The 17,556-nt window shown below is 69.6% G+C and carries 18 protein-coding genes; 16 read left to right on the forward strand and 2 right to left on the reverse strand.

What is annotated here, in order from left to right; all coding sequences use genetic code 11:
• Positions 1 to 11 precede the first annotated feature (11 nt).
• Positions 12 to 1,226: a YbfB/YjiJ family MFS transporter gene (locus FOZ74_RS13590; RefSeq protein ID WP_146913554.1), complete on the forward strand. Its 1,215-nt coding sequence runs from the start codon at positions 12 to 14 to the stop codon at positions 1,224 to 1,226.
• On the opposite strand, the gene gstA is transcribed toward FOZ74_RS13590, so the two are convergent.
• Positions 1,219 to 1,824, reverse strand: coding sequence for a glutathione transferase GstA (gene gstA, locus FOZ74_RS13595; protein ID WP_146913555.1), 606 nt, complete (start codon positions 1,822 to 1,824; stop codon positions 1,219 to 1,221). The genes FOZ74_RS13590 and gstA overlap by 8 nt on opposite strands.
• A gap of 261 nt (positions 1,825 to 2,085) precedes the next feature.
• On the opposite strand from gstA, the gene FOZ74_RS13600 reads away from it, so the two are divergent.
• Entirely contained in the window at positions 2,086 to 2,523 is a 438-nt protein-coding gene (locus FOZ74_RS13600; protein WP_146913556.1) for a CBS domain-containing protein, read from the forward strand.
• Between the two features lie 9 nt (positions 2,524 to 2,532).
• On the opposite strand, the gene FOZ74_RS13605 is transcribed toward FOZ74_RS13600, so the two are convergent.
• On the reverse strand, positions 2,533 to 4,056 hold the full coding sequence (locus FOZ74_RS13605; RefSeq protein WP_146913557.1) for a GGDEF domain-containing protein: 1,524 nt from the start codon (positions 4,054 to 4,056) through the stop codon (positions 2,533 to 2,535).
• Between the two features lie 142 nt (positions 4,057 to 4,198).
• On the opposite strand from FOZ74_RS13605, the gene surE reads away from it, so the two are divergent.
• From surE to bamB, 14 genes are all read left to right on the forward strand, one after another.
• Positions 4,199 to 4,972 (forward strand): 5'/3'-nucleotidase SurE, encoded by a 774-nt coding sequence (gene surE / locus FOZ74_RS13610; protein ID WP_146913558.1) that lies wholly within the window; start codon positions 4,199 to 4,201, stop codon positions 4,970 to 4,972.
• A complete protein-coding gene (locus FOZ74_RS13615; protein ID WP_146913559.1) occupies positions 4,969 to 5,760 on the forward strand; it encodes a protein-L-isoaspartate(D-aspartate) O-methyltransferase in 792 nt (263 codons plus the stop codon). Before surE ends, FOZ74_RS13615 begins: the two co-directional genes overlap by 4 nt.
• A gap of 27 nt (positions 5,761 to 5,787) precedes the next feature.
• The gene (locus FOZ74_RS13620) at positions 5,788 to 6,645 is read left to right on the forward strand and encodes a peptidoglycan DD-metalloendopeptidase family protein (protein WP_146913560.1); all 858 of its coding nucleotides are present in this window, start codon (positions 5,788 to 5,790) and stop codon (positions 6,643 to 6,645) included.
• Positions 6,645 to 7,631 carry an RluA family pseudouridine synthase gene (locus FOZ74_RS13625; RefSeq protein WP_146913561.1) on the forward strand — a complete coding sequence of 329 codons (987 nt, stop codon included), beginning with the start codon at positions 6,645 to 6,647 and terminating at the stop codon, positions 7,629 to 7,631. Before FOZ74_RS13620 ends, FOZ74_RS13625 begins: the two co-directional genes overlap by 1 nt.
• Before the next feature lie 173 nt (positions 7,632 to 7,804).
• Positions 7,805 to 8,452 (forward strand): SMC-Scp complex subunit ScpB, encoded by a 648-nt coding sequence (gene scpB, locus FOZ74_RS13630; protein WP_146913562.1) that lies wholly within the window; start codon positions 7,805 to 7,807, stop codon positions 8,450 to 8,452.
• A complete protein-coding gene (rluB, locus tag FOZ74_RS13635; protein WP_432417484.1) occupies positions 8,418 to 9,638 on the forward strand; it encodes a 23S rRNA pseudouridine(2605) synthase RluB in 1,221 nt (406 codons plus the stop codon). The genes scpB and rluB overlap by 35 nt, the downstream gene beginning before the upstream one ends.
• Before the next feature lie 70 nt (positions 9,639 to 9,708).
• Positions 9,709 to 10,134 (forward strand): nucleoside-diphosphate kinase, encoded by a 426-nt coding sequence (ndk, locus tag FOZ74_RS13640; protein WP_146913564.1) that lies wholly within the window; start codon positions 9,709 to 9,711, stop codon positions 10,132 to 10,134.
• A gap of 50 nt (positions 10,135 to 10,184) precedes the next feature.
• Positions 10,185 to 11,306, forward strand: coding sequence for a dual-specificity RNA methyltransferase RlmN (gene rlmN, locus FOZ74_RS13645; RefSeq protein ID WP_146913565.1), 1,122 nt, complete (start codon positions 10,185 to 10,187; stop codon positions 11,304 to 11,306).
• Between the two features lie 29 nt (positions 11,307 to 11,335).
• Positions 11,336 to 12,160 (forward strand): type IV pilus biogenesis/stability protein PilW, encoded by an 825-nt coding sequence (pilW, locus tag FOZ74_RS13650; RefSeq protein ID WP_146913566.1) that lies wholly within the window; start codon positions 11,336 to 11,338, stop codon positions 12,158 to 12,160.
• Positions 12,153 to 13,100 (forward strand): RodZ domain-containing protein, encoded by a 948-nt coding sequence (locus FOZ74_RS13655; protein ID WP_146913567.1) that lies wholly within the window; start codon positions 12,153 to 12,155, stop codon positions 13,098 to 13,100. The genes pilW and FOZ74_RS13655 overlap by 8 nt, the downstream gene beginning before the upstream one ends.
• Positions 13,101 to 14,378, forward strand: a complete 1,278-nt coding sequence (gene ispG, locus FOZ74_RS13660; protein ID WP_146913568.1) for a flavodoxin-dependent (E)-4-hydroxy-3-methylbut-2-enyl-diphosphate synthase — start codon at positions 13,101 to 13,103, stop codon at positions 14,376 to 14,378.
• An 86-nt stretch (positions 14,379 to 14,464) separates the two neighbouring features.
• Positions 14,465 to 15,748 carry a histidine--tRNA ligase gene (gene hisS / locus FOZ74_RS13665; RefSeq protein ID WP_146913569.1) on the forward strand — a complete coding sequence of 428 codons (1,284 nt, stop codon included), beginning with the start codon at positions 14,465 to 14,467 and terminating at the stop codon, positions 15,746 to 15,748.
• A 15-nt stretch (positions 15,749 to 15,763) separates the two neighbouring features.
• Complete coding sequence (locus FOZ74_RS13670; RefSeq protein ID WP_146913570.1) at positions 15,764 to 16,423, forward strand: YfgM family protein; 660 nt, start codon at positions 15,764 to 15,766, stop codon at positions 16,421 to 16,423.
• Entirely contained in the window at positions 16,420 to 17,556 is a 1,137-nt protein-coding gene (gene bamB, locus FOZ74_RS13675; protein WP_146913571.1) for an outer membrane protein assembly factor BamB, read from the forward strand. Before FOZ74_RS13670 ends, bamB begins: the two co-directional genes overlap by 4 nt.

The following is a 17,556-nucleotide window of genomic DNA, read 5'->3' on the forward strand; positions in this document are numbered from 1 at the left end:
AGAATCCGCCCATGCCTGATGCTTCCCCCGCGCGCGGCCATCCGGTCGCGCTGGCCCTGGCCCTGTCGCTGGGTGCCGCCGTTTCCCTGGGTATCACCCGCTTCGCCTATGCGCTGCTGCTGCCGGTGATGCGGGACGACCTGGCCTGGAGCTACACGCTGGCCGGGGCCATGAACACGCTCAATGCGGCCGGCTATCTGGCCGGCGCCCTGGTGACGCCGCTCTTGATGCGCCGCCTGGGCGCGGCGGCGCTGCTGCTCTGGGGCTCGGCGCTGGCCAGCGTGTTCATGGCGCTGTCGGGCTTTTTCATCGAGGCCAACCCGCTGCTGCTGCAGCGCTTCCTGGCCGGCGTGGCCAGCGCCTGGGTGTTCATCGCCGGCGGCCTGCTGGCCGCGCGCGTGGGCAATCGCGTGCCGCGCCGCGCGGGGCTGGTGCTGGGCCTGTACTACGGCGGGGTGGGCACGGGCATCGCGCTGTCCACGCTGGCGATCCCGCTGCTGCTGGATGCGGCCAGCAGCGCGGCGCACGGCTGGCGCTGGGCCTGGTGGGGGCTGGCGGGGCTGTGCGTGCTGGCCACGCTGGTGCTGCTGTGGCCGGCCAGGATGCTCCCTGAAAAGGAGCTGCCAGCGAAATCGGGTAAAGGGCTGGAGCCCGATTTGGCTTCCAAACTGCCTTGGCTGGCCATGGCGCCGATGCTGGCGGGCTACACGCTGTTTGGCGTGGGCTACATCGGCTACATGACCTTCGTGATCGCGCTCTTGCGCGACCAGGGCGCGAGCGGCGCCGCGGTCACGGCGTTCTTCACGCTGCTGGGTCTGGCGGTGATCGCCTCGGCGCGCATCTGGGCGCGGCTGCTGGACCGCGCGCGCGGCGGCGGGGCGCTGGCACTGCTCAATGCGCTGCTAGGGCTGGCCACCATCCTGCCGGTGCTCACCAGCGCCTGGCCGGTGGTGCTGGCCTCGGGCCTGCTGTTTGGCGCGGTGTTTCTGTCGCTGGTGGCGTCCACCACCGCCTTCGTGCGCCACAACCTGCCCGAGGCGCAGTGGGCCGCGGGCATCAGCGCCTTCACCATTCTGTTTGCCTTCGGCCAGATCGTCGGCCCCACGGTGGTCGGCTGGATTGCCGACGGCGCAGGGGGCCTGGCGCGCGGCTTCGTCTATTCGGCCGCCGCGCTCTGGCTGGGCGCGCTGGTGGCCTGGCGCCAGCGCCCTCTGGCTCTCAGATGAGCCCTTCGGCCTTCATCGCGCGCTGCACCGCGGGGCGCGCGGCCATGCGCTCGCGCCAGGCCACCACGTTGGGGTAGGGCGAGAGGTCGATGTGCATCGGCTTGGTCCAGTTGGTCACGGTGAACAGGTAGGCGTCGGCGACCGAGAACTCCTGGCCCATCAGGTACTGCTTGCCGGCCAGTTCGCCATCCACCCACTTCAGGCGCGCGGCGAGCTTTTCCCTGGACAGATCCTTGGCCGCGTCGGGCATGCCGGGCTGGAACAGCGGCGAGAAGCTCTTGTGCACCTCGGTGGCGATGAAATTGAGCCAGCTCATGAGCTCATAGCGCTCGCGCGTGCCCATGGCGGGGGCGAGCTTCTTTTCCGGCACGCGGTCGGCGAGGTATTGCACGATGACCGCGCATTCGCGGATGCCGCTGCCGTCGTCCAGCACCAGGTAGGGCACGTAGCCCAGCGGGTTGACCTTGCGGTAGTCCGAACCGTCGGGCAGCACCTTGGTCTTGGTGGGCGCGGAGACGGCTTCGTAGGCCAGGCCGCTTTCTTCCAGAACGATGTGCGGAGCGAGCGAGCAGGCGCCCGCGGAGTAGTAGAGCTTCATGGTCAGATCCTCGAGGGTTGAAACGGCGCTTGCGGCTGGCACAAGCGGGAGGCGGCCAGCGTAGCAGAAAGCGCGTGGGGGCGTAGCCGCCGGATAGGTATCGAAAGTATAGCTGTCAGCGCATACCCATAGGGCGTTAGAGGCATATTTGACTGCAATCCGGCAAGTGCTGGCAAGGCCCTATTGCAGCGCGCCTCCCCTTGTGTTGACATCAGGCATGCGTATTGCCGGTTTTCCCCTCGCAGAAAAGGAAGGTGTGCCATGACGACGGTTGCTGAAATCCTGCGCTCCAAGGCCAGTGCCGAGGTGCATCACGTGAAGCCGACGGACACGGTGCTCGATGCCCTGCGCCTGATGGCCGACAAGGGCATAGGCGCGCTGGTGGTGCTGGACGGCAGCAAGCTGGCGGGCATCTTCACCGAGCGCGACTACGCGCGCAAGGTGGTGCTGCTGGGGCGCAGCTCGGGGCATACGCCGGTCAGCGAAATCATGACGCGCGCGGTGCGCTACGTGCACTCCACCCAGAGCACTGAGGAATGCATGGCCCTGATGACGGAAAACCGCCTGCGCCACCTGCCGGTGGTCGATGGCGACACGCTGGTGGGCATCGTCTCCATCGGCGACCTGGTCAAGCACGTGATGTCGCAGCAGCAGTTCGTGATCGAGCAGATGGAGCAGTACATCACCGGCGGCTGGTAGCGCACGCGCTCAGGCGGCCACCACGCGGTTCTTGCCCGCGCGCTTGGCCAGGTACATCGCCTGGTCGGCACGGCGCAGCGCCGAGGCCGGCTCTTCCTCGGGCGCCAGCTGGGCCACGCCGGCGCTGAAGGTGATGAGCACGTGCTCTTCGTTGCTCAGGAAGTAGTGCGTGCTCAGCTCGCGCTGCAGGCGCTTGAGCGCCTCCACGCCCTGCTCCAGCGTGGTGCCGGGCAGCACCAGCACGAACTCCTCGCCGCCATAGCGCGCCAGCTGGTCCTGCGGACGCATGGCGCTGCGCGTAACGTTGGCCAGATGCAGCAGCGCGCCGTCGCCCGCCGCATGGCCGTAGCGGTCGTTCAGGGCCTTGAAGTTGTCCAGGTCCAGCAGTGCCACGCACAGCGGTGCGTCGTGGCGCTGGCTGCCCGAGATCTCGCGCCTGAGCGCCTCTTCCATGCCCTTGCGGTTGAGCGCGCCGGTCAGCGGGTCGTGGCGCGCCTGGGCGCTGGTGCGCTCCAGCTCCTGGCGCAGGCGCTCGATCTCGGCATTGGCGGTGTCGGCGCGTTGGCGCAGCTCGTGCAGCTCGGTGCGCATCGCCTGGCTTTTCTGCGCCATCGCCTGGGTGGCGGACATGGCATCCTGCAGCACCGGCCGCAGCGCCTGCAGGTCCGCCACCTGGCTGATGCGCTCTGCGCAGTGGCTCAGCTGGCTGTGGTAGGCGGCGCTGCTTTCGTCCATCTGCGCCAGGCGGTCGATGAAGGTGGCCAGCAGCTCGCGCATCTGGCGCTGGGCCTCGATGGCGCGCGCCTTCGACTCGGACTGCTTGAAGATCACGTCCTTGAGGCGCTGCTGCACGTCGTCCAGGCGGCGCAGCGTCAGCGGCGGCACAGCCGCGTCGCGCAGCGCCTGTGCCTGGCCCTGCAGCCAGGCGTCGTCCTGGCTGAGCACCGCCACGTTGTCGAACACCATGTGCAGCAGCATCAGCAAGGTCGCGCGGATGGCGCTCTGGTCCTCGGCGGCAAAGCTCAGGCGGTAGCTGAAGTTGGACAGCAGCTTTTCCGTCTCCGGCAGCGCCGGCATGGGCTGGCGCAGCCAGGCGATCAGCTCCTGGCCGAGCTGGCGTACGCGCTCATCGTCTTCGCCCAGACTGGCGGTCACGTTGTCGATCAGGCGCGCCAGGTGTTCGGCAAAGACGGTGTTGAGCGCGTCGCTCTCGCCCGGCTTGTCGGCCACCGCCACCGGCACGGGCGTGACCCCCAGCGCCGCGTAGCCCACCAGCGTCCTCTGCAGCGCCGTCCAGTCCTGCGCTTCGACGGCTGCTTCCAGCTGGCCCAGCAGGCGTTGCTGGCCCGGTGTCTGCCCCGGCATCACCCGGGCGATCTGGCGCAGGCGCATCTGCGGGAAGGCCGGCTGCGTGAGCTGGCCCGAGATCTCGTCGTAGATCGCCTGGTAGTTGTCCGGCGTGGGCTGCAGCCGGCGCGCGGCGATCTGCTTGAGGGTCTCGCGCGCGTATTCGGAGGCGGGTTTGCTGACCATGGAACTCGGGCATGAAGGGGCGGTGCGGCCGATTGTCCCCGGTGAGCGCGCGCCGCCGCAATGGCCCGTTGCGCGGGCACCGACGGCGCGCTGCGCGCTGCCTCGCGCCGCCTACAATGGCCAGCTTCCCCAGCAGGCCAGCATGCGAATTCTCCTGTCCAACGACGACGGCTACCAGGCGCCCGGGCTGATCGCCCTGCACGCCGCCCTGTCGACGGTCGCCGAGGTCGACGTGATCGCGCCGGAACACAACAACAGCGCCAAGTCCAACGCGCTCACGCTCAACGCGCCGCTGTACGTGCAGACGGCGGCCAACGGTTTTCGCTACGTCAACGGCACGCCGGCCGACTGCGTGCACATCGCCCTCACCGGTCTGCTGGACGCGCGCCCGGACATGGTGATTTCGGGCATCAACAACGGCGCCAACATGGGCGACGACACGCTGTATTCGGGCACCGTGGGCGCGGCCATGGAGGGCTATCTGTTCGGCATCCCCTCGCTTGCGGTCTCGCAGGTGGACAAGGGCTGGGCGGAACTGGAAGCGGCGGCGCGCACGGTGGCGGATTTCGTCGGCCAGATGGACGGGCAGAAGCTGATAGGGACGGCCGCCTGGCTGCTGAACATGAATATTCCCAACCTGCCGCTGTCGGCGCTGCGTGCGCCCAAGCTGTGCCGCCTGGGCCGGCGCCATGCGGCGCAAAGCGCCATCCGCCAGGAAAACCCGCGCGGCCAAACCATGTACTGGATAGGCGCGGCCGGCGAGGCCAAGGACGCGGGCGAGGGCACCGACTTTCACGCCACCGCCCACGGCCACGTCGCGATCACGCCCCTGCAGATCGACCTGACCGACCACCAGAACCTGGGCTACTGGGCCCAGACCCTGGCGCGGCTGACCGCCGCGGAGACGCCGGCATGAGCCCGGCGCCGGGCGGCAGGCCGGGCTTTCCCGCGCGCCTGGGTGGCCTGGCCAAGGGCAGCGCGGCCGCGGGAGCGGCAGCCGCCGGCCCGCGCAGCACCGCTGTACGCGCAGCCGCGCCCCAGGGGCTGGGGCTGGATTCGGTGGCGGTGCGCCAGCGCATGGTGCAGCGCCTGGCGCAGGCCGGCGTGGCCCAGGCCGAGGTGCTGCGGGCCATGGGCGGCGTGCCGCGCCACCTGTTCGTCGATACCGCGCTGGTCACCCAGGCGTATGAAGACACCAGCCTGCCCATAGGCTGGGGCCAGACCATCTCCAAGCCCTCGGTGGTGGCGCGCATGGTGCAGCTGCTGCTGCAGGCGCCTTGCGTGCAGGCCGGCGGCCAGCTTGGGCGCGTACTCGAGATCGGCACCGGCTGCGGCTACCAGGCGGCGGTGCTCTCCTGCCTGGTGCGCGAGGTCTATACCGTCGAGCGCCTGCGCGCGATGCACGAGCGCGCGCGCGAACGCTTGCGCCCGCTGCGCCTGGCCAACGTCCATCTGATACTGGGCGACGGCATGCTGGGGTATGCCGCAGGCGCGCCCTATGCCGGCATCATCAGCGCGGCCGGCGGGGAGCAACTGCCACCCGCCTGGCAGGAGCAGCTGGCCGTGGGCGGGCGCCTGGTGGCGCCGGTGGCGGGCAGCGGCGGCGTGCAGGCGCTGCAGGTGGTGGATCGCACCGCGCAGGGCTATGTGCACAGCGTGCTGGAGGCGGTGCATTTCGTCCCCCTAAAATCGGGCATCGCGTAATTTCTTTCCATGGACGCAGGCTGACGTATGAGTCAAATCGGTTTCGGGTGGTCATGCACCGGGGTGCTGGGCGCAGCCCTGCTGCTGGCGGCGTGCGGCAGCACGTCGGTCAACCAGGCGCCGGTGGAGAGCCGGGGCACGGCACTTACCACCATCGGGGCCGAGGCCACCGCGGTCATGCCCCAGCCCGCCCAGCCGCTGCCTGGTGCGGAAAACGCCGGCAAACCCGGTTACTACACCGTCAAGCCCGGCGACGTGCTGATCCGTATTGGCCTGGACCACGGCCAGTCCTGGAAGGATCTGGCGCGCTGGAACAAGCTGGAAAACCCCGACCTGATCGAGGTCGGCCAGGTTCTGCGCGTGGCGCCGCCCGAAGGGCAGGCCGCTACCGCGCCCGCCGCACGTCCGCCCGCGGCTGTCGCGGCGGCCCCGGCTGCGGCCGCCACCCCCGGACAGGCGGAGCCGGCACCTGCAGAGCCGGCCCAGATTCCGCCCGCGCCGCCGCCGGCCCCGGCCGGCAGCCCGCAGTTTTCCTGGCCGGCCAGCGGTACGGTGCTGGCCAAATTCGACGAAGGGCGCAACAAGGGAGTGGACATCGGCGGTGCGGCGGGCGAGGCGGTGCTGGCCTCGGCCGACGGCCGCGTGGTGTATGCGGGGGCGGGCCTGCGCGGCTACGGCAATCTGGTCATCGTGCAGCACAACAAGACCTACCTCACGGCCTATGCGCACAACCAGAAGCTGCTCGTCAAGGAAGACCAGAACGTGCGCCGCGGCCAGAAGATTGCCGAGATGGGCAACACCGACGCCGACCGCGTGAAGCTGCACTTTGAAATCCGCCGTGAAGGCAAGCCGGTCGACCCGCTGCGCTACCTGCCGGCGCGCTGATGCCTGCTCCGCCCGGGCAGGCGCAGGACGCGGCGCCAGCCCGTCTGTCTGAGATCGAACAGCGCGAGTACACGCTCGGCGCGGCGCAGCACGGCCAGCGTCTGGACAAGGTGCTCGCGGCGCTGGTGCCGGAATTTTCGCGCAGCTACCTGCAGCAGTTGCTGCAGCAGGGCGCGGTGCGGCTCAACGGCGGCCCCGCGCCCAAGCCGGCGCACAAGGTCAGCCTGGGCGACACCCTGGAGGTGCAGATGCGCCCCACCGAGCAGAGCCAGGCCTTTCGCCCCGAAGCCATGGCACTCGAGGTGGTGCATGAAGACGCGCACCTGCTGGTCATCAACAAGCCCGCGGGTCTGGTGGTGCACCCGGCGGCGGGGCACTGGAGCGGCACCTTGCTCAACGGCCTGCTGGCGCGCGATGCAGCGGCCGCGGCCCTGCCGCGCGCCGGCATCGTGCATCGGCTGGACAAGGACACCAGCGGCCTCATGGTGGTGGCGCGCAGCCGCGCGGCCATGGATGGCCTCACGCGTGCGATCGCCGCGCGCGAGGTGCAACGCCGCTACCTGGCGATCTGCTGGGGACGCTGGTCGCCCGGCATGCAGCGCAGCGTGGATGCGCCCATAGGGCGCGACCCGCGCAACCGGCTGCGCATGGCAGTGGTGGATCTGGCCCTGCATCCTGGCAAGGCAGCCCGAACCGAGGTGCAGGGCCTGGCAAGCGAGGGCGCCGTGAGCCTGCTGTGCTGCCGGTTGCACACCGGGCGCACGCACCAGATCCGCGTGCACCTGGCTTCGCTGGGCCATCCGCTGGTGGCGGACGCGCTCTACGGCGGTGCGCCGGCTGGCGCGCTGCGGCGCCAGGCCTTGCATGCCTTTTCGCTGGCGCTGGTGCATCCGATCACTAGCGAGGCGCTGCATTGGCGCGCGCCCTTGCCGGCAGACCTGCAGGCGGCCTTGCAGGCTTTGGGCTTGCACTACAATGATTTTTGAAGTGGCGCTGCGCCAGAGAGCGCGCGGCGCCAGCACCAGCAGCAGCGCCCGCGGTTGCCTTGCAGCACGCGCCAGCGCAACAGGCCGCCATCAGCGCGGACCGATGACCTGATTTTTCATCGCCACGGGGGCGCATGCCGCGCGATCGGCCGGCACCCACCGGGCGCAGACCCATGAACACGGTGCAAGCCAAAAAGGTCCTGGAGACCGCATTGCTCTGCTCGCCCCAGCCCCTGGCGGTGCGCGAGCTGCGCGCGCTGTTCGAGGATGCGCTCGGCGCCGATACCGTCAAGCTCCTGCTGGCGCAGTTGCAGGCCGAATGGGCGCAGCGCGGCGTCGAGCTGGTGCAGGTGGCCACGGGCTGGCGCTTTCAGAGCCGCCCCGAGATGCGCGCCTGGCTGGACCGGCTGCTGCCGGAGAAGCCGGCGCGCTACAGCCGCGCGACGCTCGAGACGCTGGCCATCATCGCGCACCGCCAGCCGGTGACGCGCGGTGACATCGAAGACATCCGCGGCGTGGTGGTCAACAGCCTGATCATCAAGCAGCTGGAAGAGCGGGGCTGGATCGAGGTGGTTGGCCATCGCGACACCGTGGGGCGGCCGGCGCTGCTTGCCACCACGCGCCAGTTCCTCGACGACCTGGGTCTGCAGTCGCTGTCCGAGTTGCCGGCGCTGGCCGCGCAAGAGGATGCGCTGCCTCGGTCTTTGCAGGCAGAGCAAGCGGGGCAGGCGCAATTGCCGCTGGCCGAAGGCGGGGCGTACGAAGCGGGCGCGGCGCCCGAGATCACTGCGGGAGACGATGGTGAACGACGAGATGAATGAGCAGCCGGAGCAGCCAGTCTCCGGGCAGGACGCGCAGGGCGCCCCGGCGGCGCCGCAACCCGGGCAGGGACAGGCTCGGCCAGGGCGCGGCCGCCAAGGTGGGCGGCGCAAGGCACCGGCGCAAAAGCCCGGCTACGGCTTTGCGGACGTGGTCTCGGGCCGGCTCGACGACGATGAGGACAACGCCGAACTTCCCCCGCCCAAGCGCGTGCTGCAGCCGCGGCCCGAAGCGCCCAAGCTGCACAAGGTGCTGGCGCAGGCGGGCATGGGCTCGCGTCTGGACATGGAGCAGCTGATCCTGGAAGGGCGCATCTCGGTGAACAACGAGCCGGCGCACATCGGCCAGCGCGTGCAGTTCGGCGACCAGATCAAGGTCAACGGCAAGCCGATACGCTTTCGCATCGAGCCGCCGGCGCCGCGCGTGCTGGCCTACCACAAGCCGGCCGGCGAGGTCGTGACCACCGACGATCCGGAGAACCGGCCGACGGTGTTCCGCCGGCTGCCGCGCTTGGTACAGGGCAAGTGGCAGGCCGTGGGCCGGCTGGACCTGAACACCGAAGGCCTGTTGCTCTTCACCAGCTCGGGCGACCTGGCCAACCGCCTGATGCACCCGCGCTTTGGCATGGAGCGCGAATATGCGGTGCGCGTGCTGGGCGCGCTCAGCGACGAGGAAAAGCGCCAGCTGCTCGACGGCGTGGCGCTGGAAGACGGCCCCGCGGCCTTCGGCGCCATCGAGGACGGCGGGGGCGAAGGCGCCAACTGCTGGTACCGCGTGACCATTGCCGAAGGGCGCAACCGCGAGGTGCGCCGCATGATCGAGGCCGTGGGCCATGCGGTCAGCCGGCTGATACGCATACGCTATGGCGCCATGGTGCTGCCGCGCGGGCTCAAGCGCGGCACCTGGATGGAGCTCGATGAGGGCGACATCCGCGCACTCACGCAGGCGGCGGGCATGCCCGAACGTGCGGCCAGGGGAGAGCGCAAGGGCGGCACGGCCAGGCCGGGCAAACGCCGTGGCGGCACGCGCGGCATGGGTCGTGAGCCCGGGCGCGATGCCCGCCAGGGCGCATCGTCTCAACCGGACCCCATGAAAACCTCGGTGGGCTACATCGGCGCGGACAGCTTTGCACGCCAGCGCCGGCAGAAACAAAACCCCGGCCCACGCCGCAGTGGCCGCAGGCCGTGAGCGGTAACCTTAAAATCGACGGTTTTGCGCACGACGCAGGCATTTTCACAACACACCATCAGGAATGCACATGGCCACAGAACGCACCCTCTCCATCATCAAGCCCGACGCCGTCGCCAAGAACGTCATCGGCCAGATCTACGCGCGCTTCGAGGCCGCCGGCCTGAAGATTGCCGCCGCCCGCATGATCCATCTCTCGCGCGCCCAGGCCGAGCAGTTCTACGCGGTGCACAAGGAGCGCCCCTTCTTCAAGGACCTGGTGGACTTCATGGTCTCCGGTCCGGTGATGGTGCAGGTGCTCGAGGGCGAGAATGCCATTCTCAAGAACCGCGATCTGATGGGCGCGACCGACCCCAAGAAGGCCGCCGCCGGCACCATCCGCGCCGACTTTGCCGACAGCATCGACGCCAATGCGGTGCACGGTTCGGACGCCCCCGAAACCGCCGCCGTGGAAGTGGCCTTCTTCTTCCCCGGCCTGGCGATCCACGCGCGCTGAGGCGCGCACCTGGCCGGCTCGCCCATGCGGCAGGCCGGCGGAGTGATGCCATGATTACCAATCTCCTCGATCTGGACCGTCAGGCGCTTGCCGCATTTTGTGGTCAGCTCGGGGAAAAGCCGTTTCGCGCCACGCAGCTGTTTCGCTGGATACACCAGCGCGGCGTGCAGGACTTTGACCAGATGACGGACCTGGCCAAGTCCCTGCGCGAAAAGCTCAAGGACTGCGCCTACATCGTCGCACCGCCGGTGGCCAAGGAACACGTCTCGCAGGACGGCACCGTGAAGTGGCTGTTCGACGTGGGACGCAACAACGCCATCGAGACCGTCTACATCCCCGAGGACGATCGCGGCACGCTGTGCGTCTCCAGCCAGGCGGGCTGTGCCGTCGGCTGCCGCTTCTGCTCGACCGGCCATCAGGGTTTCAGCCGCCACCTGAGCCCCGGCGAGATCGTCGGCCAGCTCTGGTGGGCCGAGCACGCACTGCGCAAACGCCTGGGCACCGACGAGCGCGTGATCACCAACGTGGTCTTCATGGGCATGGGCGAGCCGATGAACAACTACCCCGCGCTGGTCCCGGCGCTGCGCACCATGCTGGACGATCATGCCTACGGGCTGTCGCGCCGGCGCGTGACGGTGTCCACCTCGGGCGTGGTGCCGATGATCGATCGCCTGGCCGCGGATTGCCCGGTGGCCCTGGCGATTTCGCTGCATGCGCCCAGCGACGCGCTGCGCGACACCCTGGTGCCGCTGAACCGCAAGTTCCCGCTGGCCGAGCTCATGGGCGCGGCGCGGCGCTACCTCGAGGCGGCGCCGCGCGACTTCATCACCTTCGAATACTGCATGCTCGACGGCGTCAACGACCAGCCCGAGCACGCGCGGCAGCTCATCGAGCTCATTCGCGACCCGCGCTGGGCCGGGCTGTCGTGCAAGTTCAACCTGATTCCGTTCAACCCGTTTCCGCAGTCGGGCCTGCGCCGCTCGCCCAGTGCCGCGATCGCGGCCTTCGCCAAGGTTCTGCTCGACGCCGGCGTCGTGACCACGGTGCGCAAGACGCGCGGCGACGATATCGACGCGGCCTGCGGCCAGCTGGCTGGCGAGGTGCAGGATCGCACGCGTGTGGGGCAACGCATGGCCAGGCTGCGCGAGAGCGCGAGCCATGCCGGCTCCTGAACGGCCGCATCACCATGGAGGAGCAGGGGATGGTCTCTCGGCATATGGCACACCGCAGCTTGGGCAGCTGGTTGCTGACGCCGCTTCTTGCGGCCGCGCTCGCGCTGCTGCAGGCCTGTGCCAGCGCGCCGGCGCCGGGCTCGGACGCGGAGGCGCTGGCCGCCACCGCGCCGAGCACCGATGCGCGCCACCGCGCGCACATCCGGCTTGAGCTGGCAGCCAACTACCTGCAGATGGGCAAACCCGAAGTGGCACTGGAAGAAACCGCCCAGGCGCTGGCCGCAGACCCGGGCTATTCCGAGGCCTACCAGTTGCGCGGGCTGGTGTACATGGCGCTGCAGGATTGGACCAAGGCGCAAACCAATCTCCAGCGCGCGCTGGAGCTCAAGCCTGCAGACCCCGATGTATTGCACAACCTGGGCTGGCTGCATTGCCAGCGCAAGGATTACGACAGCGCAGATGCCCTGTTCCAGCGCGCACTGGCCACGCCGGGGTATGCGTCGCGCGTCAAGACCTGGACGGCGCAGGGCGTATGCCATGAACGTGCCGGGCGCTTCCCGCAGGCGCGCGAGACCTTGCTGCACGCCTACGAATTCGACGCCGCCAACCCCGTGGTCGGATTCCACCTGGCCTCCGTCATGTTCGCCCAGGGTGACGCCAAGGGCGCGCAGTTCTATATCCGGCGCGTCAACAACGGCGAATTCTCCAATGCCGCCTCGCTCTGGCTGGGCATCAAGGTCGAGCGCGCGCTCAAGGACGCCGACGCCATGCGCCAGCTGGCCGAGCAGCTCAACCGCCGCTACCCGGATTCACGCGAAGCGATGGCCTTGGTGCAGGGGGCTTTCGATGAGTGAGCCGGCGCCGGATTTGCCCGGCCGGCCGGCCGCGGGGGGCGAGGAAGCACCGTCGGGCCCGGCCACGGCCGGACGCCTGCTGGCCGCCAGCCGGGAGCAGGCCGGAGTGCATCTGGCTGCGCTGGCGGCCGCGCTCAAGGTGCCTACCTACAAGCTGAAGGCGCTGGAGGAAGACCGCTACGAGGTCTTCACCGACGTGGTGTTCCTGCGCGCGCTCGCCTCCAGCATCTGTCGTTCGCTCAAGATCGATGCGGCGCCGGTGCTGGCGCTGCTGCCCGCGAGCGCGCCGGTGGCGCTCAAGGACCAGCAGGGCCTGAACGCACGTTTCAAGGAGGCGGGCGAGCGCGCGGAATCCGGCCGCGCGCTCGGTCTGCCGATCTCGCGTCTGACCGCCTTCGTGGTCATCGTCCTGCTGGCGGCCGCGCTGGTGCTGGCCTTCGTGCCGCGTGGCGGCGACGGCGAAGCAAGCCCGGCCACGCCGGCGTCGCCGCTGGCACCGGCCGAGATTTCCACACCCGTGGCTGTGCCCGTACCGGTGCCGGTACCCGTGCCCCAGTCTTCGCCGGCGCCGGCAGGCTCTGCGCAGGGCGACGCAGCCGCTGCAGCGCCCGCGCCGGCGCAGCCGGCCACGCCCGGCGAAGCATCCGCGCCGGCGCCTGTCGAGACCGCCGAAGCGGCGCCCGAAGCCAGTCAGGCTGCGCCCGCCGAGCCGCTGGTCATCGTGGCACGTCAGCAGACTTGGGTGCAGGTACGCAGCGCCGTCGGTGGCGTGCTGATCGAGCGCAACATGGAACCGGGCGAGCGCTACACCGCCCCGGGTGGTGGTCCCTGGTCCGTGGTGATAGGGCGTGCGGACGCCGCCGAGGTGACCGTGCGCGGTGAGGCGATGAATTTGAATGCCGTGGCACGCAACAACGTGGCGCGGTTCGAGGTGAAGTGAATGCTGAAGTCTGAAGCGGGTGCGCCCATTGCCATGGTCGCTCCGGCGCCGCGCCATACGCGCCAGGCGCGCGTGGTCTGGGGCGAGAAGGTGGTGACCGTGGGGGGCGACGCGCCGGTGCGCGTGCAGTCCATGACCAATACCGACACGGCCGACGTCAAGGCCACGGTGGCGCAGGTGCGCCAGCTGGCCATCGCCGGCTCGGAGATGGTGCGCATCACCGTCAACACGCCGGAGGCGGCCGCGGCCGTGCCCGAGATCCGCGAGCGCCTGGACAAAATGGGTGAATTCGTGCCGCTGGTGGGCGACTTTCACTACAACGGCCACCGCTTGCTGACCGATTTTCCGGACTGCGCGCGCACGCTCTCCAAATACCGCATCAACCCCGGCAACGTGGGCAAGGGCGACAAGCACGACAAGCAGTTCGCCCAGATGATCGAGGCGGCCCTCAAGTGGGGCAAGCCGGTGCGCATCGGCGTGAACTGGGGCAGCCTGGATCAGGAGCTGCTCACGGCGCTGATGGACGAGAACGGCACCCGTGGCGAACCTTGGGATGCGCGCCAGGTGATGTACGAGGCGCTGGTGCGCTCGGCCTTGTCCTCGGCGCAAAGGGCTGAAGAGCTGGGCATGTCCGCCGGTCAGGTCATTCTCTCGTGCAAGGTGAGTGGCGTGCAGGACCTGATCGCGGTGTATCGGGGTTTGGCGCGGCGCTGCGACTACCCGCTGCACCTGGGTCTGACCGAAGCCGGCATGGGCGCCAAGGGCATCGTGGCCTCGACCGCTGCCATGGCCATGCTGCTGCAAGAGGGCATAGGCGACACCATCCGTGTCTCGCTCACGCCCAAGCCGGGCGAGTCGCGCACGCAGGAGGTGCTGGTCGCCACCGAGATCCTGCAGTCGCTGGGCCTGCGCGCGTTCGCGCCCAGCGTCACCGCCTGCCCGGGGTGCGGACGCACCACCAGCACCACCTTCCAGGAGCTGGCCAAGCAGATCGACGACTACCTGCGCGCGCAGATGCCGCTGTGGCGCACGCGCTACCCCGGTGTGGAAAAGCTGCGCGTGGCCGTGATGGGTTGCATCGTCAACGGCCCCGGCGAGAGCAAGCACGCCGACATCGGCATCAGCCTGCCGGGTACGGGCGAGGCCCCGGCCGCGCCGGTCTACATCGACGGCCAGAAGGCGGTGACGCTGCGCGGAGAACACATTGCGCAGGAGTTCCAGCAACTCGTCGAGGACTACGTGCAGCGCCGCTACGGTCTGGCCGCGGGCGCCGCTTGATCGGGTTGATTTAGCTACTGAGAAGAGAGCTGGCAGCGCTTGCTGGACAAGGGCTGGAGCCTGTTTTTATATAAATTTTCAGCACCATGCAAAAACTGTCTGCCGTCAAGGGCATGAACGACATCCTGCCGCCCGATTCGGCGCGCTGGGAGTGGCTCGAAGAGGTGGTGCGTTCGCTGATGCAGCGCTATGCCTACCGGGCCATCCGCACGCCCATCGTCGAGCCCACGGCGCTGTTCGTGCGCGGTCTGGGTGAAGTCACCGACATCGTCGAGAAGGAGATGTATTCCTTCGAAGACCGGCTCAACGGCGAGCAGCTCACGCTGCGCCCCGAGGCCACGGCCGGCGTGGTGCGCGCGGCGGTGGAGCATTCGCTGCTCTACGACGGGGGCAAGCGCCTGTACTACATGGGGCCGATGTTTCGCCACGAACGCCCACAGCGCGGACGCTATCGGCAGTTTCACCAGATCGGCGCCGAGGCGCTGGGCTTCCCCGGCGCGGAGGTCGATGCCGAGATCATCCTGCTGGCCCATGCGCTGTGGGCCGAGCTGGGCCTGGCCGGCGTGCGCCTGGAGCTCAACAGCCTGGGCCAGCCCGAGGAGCGCAAGGCGCACCGTGCGGCCTTGATTGCCCACTTCGCGGCGCATCAGGACCTGCTCGACGAAGATGCCCGCCGGCGCCTGCACAGCAACCCGCTGCGCATCCTGGACACCAAGAATCCGGCCATGCAGGCCGTGGTCGATGGTGCGCCCAGGCTCATCGACCATCTGGGCGAGGCTTCGCGCGCGCACCTGGAGCAGGTGCAGGCCATGCTGGATGCCGCCGGCGTGGCCTGGAGCATCAACCCGCGCCTGGTGCGCGGCATGGACTACTACAACCTCACCGTCTTCGAGTTCGTCACCGACCAGCTCGGCGCGCAGGGCACGATCTGCGGCGGCGGGCGCTACGACTATCTGGTGGAGCAGATGGGCGGCAAGCCCGCTCCCGCCGTCGGCTGGGCGCTGGGCGTGGAGCGCGTGCTCGAGCTGCTCAAGGAGCAGCAGCGCGCCCCCGCCACCGTCGCGCCGCACGCCTACGCCGTGGTGCCCGATGCAGCCGCCCTGCCCACCGCCATGGCCTGCCTGCAGCGGCTGCGCGGCCTCGGCATCGCGGTGCAGATGCATGCCGGCGGCGCGCAGGGCCTGGGCAGCATGAAGGCGCAGTTCAAGAAAGCCGACGCCAGCGGCGCGCGGTTCGCGCTGGTTTTCGGCGCCGACGAACTGCAGGCCGGCATGCTTACCGTCAAACCTCTGCGCGAAGCGGGCGAGCAGGTGCAACGCCCGCTGGCCGATCTGGCCGCGCTGGCCGCCAGCCTACAATCCCCGCGCTGATAGAAAGACTGCACGATGGCACACCACTTTGACCTTGAAGAACAGGAACAGATCGCCCAGTTCAAGCATTTCTGGGACACCTGGGGCAGCCTGATCACCTGGGCGGTGATCGTGGTCATGGGCAGCCTCGCGGCGTGGAACGGCTACCGTTATTGGCAGGGGCGCCAGGCGCAGCAGGCCGTGGCCATGCTCGATGCCGTCCAGGTGGCGGCGCAGGCCGGCGAACTGGACCGCGTGCAGCAGATCCTGGGTGATCTGCGTGGCGACTATCCGCGTACCGCCCAGGCCCGGCAGGGCGCGTTGGTCGCCGCCCAGGCCTTTGCCAAGGCACAGCGCTGGAAGGATGCGCAGGCGGCGCTGCGCTGGGTGGTGGACAAGGCGGGGGACGAAGGCTATGTGGCGCTGGCGCGGCTGCGTCTTGCGGCCGCGCTGGTGCAGGAGAAGGACTACGACCAGGCGCTGGTTGAACTCTCGGGCAGCTTCCCGCCCGAGTTTGCCGCCGTGGTGGCCGACCAGACGGGCGACGTGCTGCAGCTGCAGGGCAAGACGGCCGAGGCCATCGCCCAGTACCGGCGCGCCTACGACGCATTGGGCGAACAGCTCGCCTACCGTCAGATCGTCGAGGCCAAGCTGGACGCCCTCGGCGGCAACGCAGCGGCCAAGGAGGGTGCATGAGCACCCGCGCCGCCGTGCTGCGGCGGCTTGCCTGGGGCGTCGCGCTGGGCGCGGCCCTGGTGCTGGCCGCGTGCGGCTCTTCGCGCCCCAAGCCGGCCGAACTCGGGGCGGTGGTGCCGCTGCTGCCGGTGCACAAGGCCTGGCAGGCGCAGATAGGCGCCGTCGACTCTCTGGTGCTCAGCCCGTCCGTGCACGGCAGCACCGTGGTGCTGGCGTCCCGCAGCGGTGCCGTCGTGGCGCTGGACGCGCGCACCGGCGGCAGTCTGTGGCAGGCGCAACTGTCCGAGGTGCTCTCGGCCGGCGTGGGCAGCGACGGCGACAGGGCCGCCGTGGTCTCGCGCGACCGGCAACTCATCGTGCTGCAGGCCGGGCGCGAGCTCTGGCGCCGGCCGCTGCCCGCCCAGACCTTCACCGCACCATTGGTGGCGGGTGGACGCGTCTTCGTCATGACGGCCGACCGCTCGGTCATGGCCTTCGACGGGCAGAGCGGCTATCCACTGTGGAACCAGCAACGCCGCGGCGAGAACCTGGTGCTGCGCGAGAACGGCCTGCTCATGGCCGTCGGAGACACCCTGGTCGCCGGTCTGTCCGGGCGCATGGTGGGCTTCGACCCGGATTCGGGGCTGATCCGCTGGGAAGCCCCCATTGCCACCGCGCGCGGCACCAACGACGTGGAGCGTCTGGTCGAACTGCTGGGCGGCGTCGTGCGCGACCGTGACGTGGTATGCGCCCGTGCCTTCCAGGCTGCGGTGGGATGCGTGGATACGGCGCGCGGCGCGCTGCTGTGGACGCGCAGCTCGCACGGCGCGCGCGGCATCGACGGTGACGCGCAGGCCCTGTTCGGCGCGCAGTCCAACGGCACGGTGCAGGCCTTCAAGCGTGCCGACGGCGCGCCGCTGTGGAGCTATGAAGCGCTGCGCTACCGCACGCTCACCGCGCCGCTGCTGCTGGGCCGCTCGGTGGTGATCGGCGACGACAGCGGGCTCGTGCATCTGCTCTCGCGTGAGGACGGCACGCCGCTGAACCGCCTCGCCACCGACGGCTCGGGCGTGGCGGCCACGCCCGTGGTCGCGGACAAGACCCTGGTCGTGGTGACGCGCCAGGGCAGTGTGTACGGCTTCCGGCCCGATTGA

Source organism: Comamonas flocculans, from assembly GCF_007954405.1.
GTDB lineage: Bacteria > Pseudomonadota > Gammaproteobacteria > Burkholderiales > Burkholderiaceae_C > Comamonas_C > Comamonas_C flocculans.